A 6,038-nucleotide genomic window follows, 5' to 3' on the forward strand; every position below is an offset into this window, starting at 1 on the left:
CCACAATCACCTGACTGGCCGAAATGTCACCAAATGTCGTTGCAAGCTTCACCCCTACATCGGACCGGGTCAACGCCGTGACGCACGCACATTCAACACGACCTCCACGCGCGGTGAATTGCGCGGCCAGATGGCTGGTCCAGCGGGCCGGATCAACCGTGTTCATCCAAGTTGGTGTAAAGCCCGCATGGGTAAATCGGCGATCCAGACCGGGCTGAACCTCGGCGATCTGTTCTGGGCTATCCAACAGATCACAGGGAATGCCATGTTCCCTGCGCAAGTCCCAAGTGGGCAGGCTGGCACGGAACTCAGCTTCGCTTTCGAACAGCTGCAACTGGCCCTCACGCCGGATCAGCGCTTCACCATCCACCTCTTTGATTTGACGTTCCAGCGCCGCGCGGCAGTGGTTCATCAAAACGGCCTGCGCGGACAGCGAGGCCGCGTAGCGATCGCGCCAACTGGCCCGCCAGAACCGCAGCATCCAAGGCGTGATGTTCAACGCGTATGCGGGTGGGATCGATAACGGGCCCAACGGATCAAGCAGCCACCTGGGTGCTTTGCGCATGATCCCGGGCGTGGCAAGCGGCACAATGTCGGTAAAGGCAAACGCACCGGCATTGCCTTTCGACGCCCCTGCCCCGATGCCTTCACGGTCCAGAACCAGAACCTGCTTGCCGCGCTTTTGCAACTCCAGCGCCGCGCTGATACCAACGACACCAGCGCCGATCACAACGATTTCTATTGGGTTGCTTTGCTGCATCGCTGGAAATTCTCAGTCTGTAGCTCCAGTTCAGAGGCCGGGTACGCACCGCCCCCCTTACTTCTACGTCAAAGGAAGATCCCTTCGCGAAAAGGATCGTTTTGCGCGAAAACCAATTTGCCTTCCCCCATGATATACGCACGACCGGTCAGCGTTGGGATCACGCCCCCGTTCGGCCCGGGTTGAAAGCTCAGGCGATACGAGCTGCCGATCACACTTTCCTGAGTGATTTCTTCACCGGGGGCCAGCACTCCATCCGCAGCCAAACACGCCAGACGCGCCGAACTGCCCGTGCCACAAGGGGACCTGTCATACTGATCATCTGGGCACAGCACGAAATTGCGGCTGTGAATGCCGTTGGTAGGGGACGGGCCCTGCAGGATCACATGGTCCACCGGTTGTCCGTTTTCACCACATACCTTCTGAGAGATACAAGCTTCGCGGATGGCAATGGATAAGTCAGTCAAAGCGCGAATGTTCCCTGGTTCCACAGCAATTGGACTGGGATCGACAATAAAAAACCAGTTTCCACCATACGCCAAGTCACCTATCACCTGACCGTAGCCTGCGACCTCAATCGCAACCGACGTTTTGACCCGGCGGCTTTCGATATTGGTGACACGCACGGTATTTGCGTCCCGCAGATCGACCGTGATCTGACCGGCTGGTGTTTCAATCTTATGCGTGCCCGGCGCGATCCGGCCCAGATGCGCCAACGTCACCGCCAGACCAATCGTGCCATGCCCGCACATTCCCAGAACCGCATCGGCATCGAAATAGATCACACCGGTTTCGCAACTCGGGTCTTCTGGCGGTACAAGAAGCGCGGCCACCATGCCGGGCTGCCCGCGCGGTTCCAGCAAAACAGACTTGTAAAATGCTTCATGTTCGGTGGCGAGACGACGGGCCCTTTCGGCCAATGAGCCAGATCCCAGATCGGGTGCCCCATCCAGGATCACCCGCGTGGGCATCCCGCCCGTATGGCTGTCGATCACATGCATTCAGCTATCACTCCGCCCTGCTTCGACCAGTCGGCAAACCACGCGCAGAACAGGGCATATTGCTGTTCGCAATACTTGCGTTGCGCATCCGTCAATTCGTCGGTCTCAACAAAATGCAGTCGGTATTCCGTTTCACCGTTTAGAACCAACAGATGCTTGTAATACAGCACCAGATCGGTGCCTTCGTCAAAGCTTGCCAATACACCAAAGGCTTCTTCCAGTTCACGCGCGCGCAGACGGGCTTCGGCATGACCGGCCGCCGCCTTTTGGCACAGGGCCGCAAGCAGCAACGCCTCTTTCGGCAGCGCGGTTCCAATCCCGGTGATCGCGCCAGTTGCCCCACAGTTGACAAAGCCATGAAAAACTTCGGTGTCCACGCCCACCATCAGCGTAACCTGATCGTCTTGTGAGGTGATATGCTCTGCGGCATATCGAAGGTCATCCTTGCCGCCGAATTCCTTGAACCCCACCAGATTTGGGTGCTCGGCCCGCAGGGCAAAGAACAACTTGGCCCGGGTCGCAAAGCCATAGACCGGGCTGTTGTAAATAATGGCCGGAACGTCGGGTGCTGCGGACAGGATTGCTTTGAAATGGTTGCGCTGTGCTGCGACCGAGGATCCGCGGGACAAAACGCGCGGTATGACCATAAGCCCCGCAGCGCCCACCTTTTGGGCATGCGCCGCCAGTGCAACCGCGGATTTCGAGTTGATTGCACCTGTCCCGACGACAACAGGCAAACCCGCAGCAACCAAACGCTCGACACCTTCCATCCGCTCGGCATCCGACAGCAGCGGCCAGTCGCCCATTGAGCCACAATACACAACGGCAGACATACCGGCAGCGATCATTTCGTTGCCCTTTTTGACCAGGGCATCGAAATCCGGTGTCCGATCGTCTTTGCAGGGGGTCATTAGGGCGGGCATGATGCCGGTAAAGACATTCTTGGACATGAAGCTATCCTTCCTCAATACGTCAGGGGCCAGAGTGCTTTGGGCGCGTTGGCCGAAACTTTACAGGTCGCCCAGTCGTTCTCCGGACGTTTCAGTGGCTCAAACGAACCGCGATGCGTGACACTTGCGAACCTGACCGCCTGTAGCGAAACAGCTGGTCGAAGCCGCCATTTTTACCGATTTCCCACGAAGTGTGGCCTCTGTGAATCACCTATTGGTGCTTCAATATGGGATTTTGGATCCAAAATCCAGAAATGATTGACCAGACTCATTCGTGCTCCTTGGCAATCGCGCACGCGCCACATTGCGCAATGCTTGTGACCCAAAAGCCCGAAACTGAAAGCCCTAAATGGACGCAAGGTCGAAAGACTGAAGAATGTTCCAGTCGTCGACAGGCACGTTTTGACTCGACCTGACCAAATGTAAGCGCCGGAAACTGATCTGCGTTCCAATCATGTCTTTGTAAACATTGGCTTCTGCAGATTTGATTTCCGGAGCAATCGGACCGTAAGCCACACTGACATGAGGCAGAAAGTCCCTTGGACGCTGGGATGCCGGCAAGGCACTGGCCAACTTTTCCTGCTCGCGCACCAAATCGGGCGTGGGGGAAAGATCCAGATAAAGCGACTTGAAGAACACGTCTTCTGCACGAATCCCGGTCACGGTCAGGTTGCAACTGGAAAGACCCGCTGAGAATTTGCCCAGAGTCGCCTTCAGTTCTGCCTCTTCCCCCGCGATGTCACCCACCAGAGTTACATGTGGGATAAACGATGGCGTGCCGTTTGCATCAGCAAATCGCTTGATCCTTTTACTCAAGTCAGTCAGCAGAGGTTCTTCTGGCAGCATCCAGATTGAAAAACTTGCAACATTAGCCTTCATATTCAATGCGTTCCTCGAGAAATAAATTCCGGTTCGATGAGAATGGTTTCGCTGGGCTTTTCAGGTTGATCCAAGCGTTCGGTGAGCAGCCGCAAAATCTGCGCAACAGTCTGATCCATATCGTTTCTGATGGTCGACAACTGAAAACTGGGCCACTGGGCAATCGCGATGTCGTCAAATCCAACAACGGACAGGTCAGAAGGGATGGACATGCCAAACTGTTGCCGGGCCGCAGCAATCGCACCCAATGCCATAGCGTCATTTGCGCAGAACAGCCCGTCCAGCTCGACTTCACTGTTCATAATTTCAGTCAGGGACTCGTATCCGCCCTCATAGCTGAAGTCCGAGTGTTTCATGGCGGCTGGTTCCAGACCAGCCTTGGCAAGAGCATTCTCAAAGCCTGCCTTCCGTTCCTGGTCAGACGACAGGTGCGCCAATCCGCCAAGATAACCCAACCGGGATTTACCCTGGGCGATCAGCTGCGCCACCGCCAGTTCCGCACCGCGTGTGTTGTCACAACAGACACAATCCACACCGTCGGCGTCCATCACACGACCAGACACAATCAGGGGAATGTTTAGTTTGGCACAATGGATCGCAACTGATTCGTCCACACTGCCCCCCCTCAGAATCAGCGCATCCAGCGGATACGCCAGCACTTCGAGAACTTCAGCTTCGGATGTTTCGGCCGAGCCGCCCAGCACCACAGGCCACTTGCCCATCGCATGCAATCCCCGCATCAGCTTCGCCAGAATTTCGCTGTCGTAGTGATTGACAAGATCACCTGTAACAATGGCGACAAGGTTGGATCGACCCCTGCTTTGCAACCCTGCCGCTAGGGCGTTGGGACGGTAACCAAGCTGTTCAGAAACCTGAAGAATTTTCTTCTTTTTGCCTTCATCCAAAGGCGATCCCGGGGTGAATGCTCGCGATACTGCTGATCGCGAAACGCCTGCAGCCTCGGCGACCTGTTTTGCCGTTACGCGGCGAGGCTTGAATTCTCTACCAGTATTCATGTTTCAGTCGGAGCTCATCTCGAAGGGCCGGAACTTCTTTTCCGAATATCTGAAATTTGGGGTTGCGTCATAAAGGTGTCATTTCTTACCGTTACATGAACACGTGTTCACTACGTTTGTAGCAGAAATATGAAAGATGCAAAATGAACCTTGCTCCGGTCGATTACGAATCTTCTTCTTCCACGCTTGGGGCCGAGATCAAGCTGCGCAACCTGCGGGTGGGATATGCCGAGCAGGATGTGCTTTCCAATATCGACCTTGACGTACAGGCCGGAGAGTTCATTGCCCTGCTCGGGGCGTCGGGCTGTGGCAAGACAACTTTGCTGCGGGCCCTTGCCGGGTTTGTTCCGGTGCGCGGCGGATCGATTTCTGTCGATGGGCAGGACATGAGCCACACAACCCCCGAGAACCGCGGCATGGCGATGATGTTTCAGTCCTATGCGCTGTGGCCGCACATGAATGTGGCGCAAAACATCGGGTATGGGCTGAGGCTTCGTAAGAAAAGCAAAGCTCAGGTTGCATCGCGTGTACAGGAAATGGCCGCGCTGGTTGGATTGGGAGATCTGATCCATCGTAAGATCGGCGCGTTGTCGGGTGGCCAGCGGCAGCGTGTGGCGCTTGCCCGTGCTTTGGCCATTGACCCCCCGGTTTTGCTGTTGGACGAACCATTGTCCAACCTTGATGCAGGCATCCGCGCGAATATGCGGCACGAAATCCGGAGCCTGCAACAGCGACTAGGACTTACAACAGTTCTGGTCACCCATGACCGCGAAGAAGCCATGTCGATGGCAGACCGCGTTGTGATCCTGAACCAAGGTCGGATCGCGCAGGTCGGCACCCCGGAAGACGTCTTTCACACACCCGCCAATCCCTATGTCGCCCGGTTTATGGGCGCGGGAAATACATTACATGGTGTCGCCGAGATTGGTCCTTCATCCATTGATCTGACATTGGATGGCAAAACCCATCGCCTTCCGGCACCTGGTCGGGATCGATCTGGCGTCCATTTCCCGGAATGCCAAAACGGCCCGGTTGAAATTTTGTTTCACAGCGATGCTGCCAAATTGGGTGGCGCGCCTGAGGACAGCTTGTCGCTGCCCGGTACGGTCCTTCAGCATTCCTATCTGGGATCGGTCTATCGCCACGAAATCCAGGTTGGCGAAGCCCGGATCATGGCGGACAACCCCCATAAAATGCCCATCGGCGCAGTTGTCGATGTAAGCGTACCGGCCACGGCCTTAAGTCTGTTTCCTGCAAAGTCCCAGACAGCCGTGACCGGACATGAGGCGGCGACCCCGGCCGCACAACACCTCTGAGACCCTGGAGAAACACCATGACTTCCAAAATTGCAAATCTTTTTGCCTCAGCGGCCATAGTGGTCGCTGTCACGGGCGCGGCGCAGGCCGAAAACGTGCTCAACGTGGCCTCTGGC

Annotated in this window: 6 protein-coding genes; 1 reads left to right on the plus strand and 5 read right to left on the minus strand. The window is 56.2% G+C overall.

Annotated elements, in window-relative coordinates:
- The 5 genes from AC2FNU_RS23515 to AC2FNU_RS23535 form a co-directional block, all read right to left on the minus strand.
- On the minus strand, nucleotides 1-760 hold a 760-nt coding region (locus tag AC2FNU_RS23515; protein WP_496793484.1), incomplete at its 3' end, for an NAD(P)/FAD-dependent oxidoreductase.
- A 68-nt stretch (nucleotides 761-828) separates the two neighbouring features.
- Entirely contained in the window at nucleotides 829-1,761 is a 933-nt protein-coding gene (locus AC2FNU_RS23520; RefSeq protein WP_496793488.1) for a 4-hydroxyproline epimerase, read from the minus strand.
- Nucleotides 1,752-2,711 (minus strand): dihydrodipicolinate synthase family protein, encoded by a 960-nt coding sequence (locus AC2FNU_RS23525; protein ID WP_496793491.1) that lies wholly within the window; start codon nucleotides 2,709-2,711, stop codon nucleotides 1,752-1,754. Before AC2FNU_RS23525 ends, AC2FNU_RS23520 begins: the two co-directional genes overlap by 10 nt.
- Nucleotides 2,712-3,056: 345 nt before the next feature.
- Nucleotides 3,057-3,590, minus strand: a complete 534-nt coding sequence (locus AC2FNU_RS23530) for a 2'-5' RNA ligase family protein (protein WP_496793494.1) — start codon at nucleotides 3,588-3,590, stop codon at nucleotides 3,057-3,059.
- A 2-nt stretch (nucleotides 3,591-3,592) separates the two neighbouring features.
- Nucleotides 3,593-4,606, minus strand: coding sequence for a LacI family DNA-binding transcriptional regulator (locus AC2FNU_RS23535; protein ID WP_496793499.1), 1,014 nt, complete (start codon nucleotides 4,604-4,606; stop codon nucleotides 3,593-3,595).
- 143 nt (nucleotides 4,607-4,749) lie between these two features.
- Here AC2FNU_RS23535 and AC2FNU_RS23540 point away from each other — a divergent pair, with 143 nt between their 5' ends.
- On the plus strand, nucleotides 4,750-5,922 hold the full coding sequence (locus AC2FNU_RS23540) for an ABC transporter ATP-binding protein (RefSeq protein ID WP_496793503.1): 1,173 nt from the start codon (nucleotides 4,750-4,752) through the stop codon (nucleotides 5,920-5,922).
- The last annotated feature ends 116 nt before the right edge of the window (nucleotides 5,923-6,038 follow it).

Source organism: Ruegeria sp. BHSB064 (genome assembly GCF_059613205.1).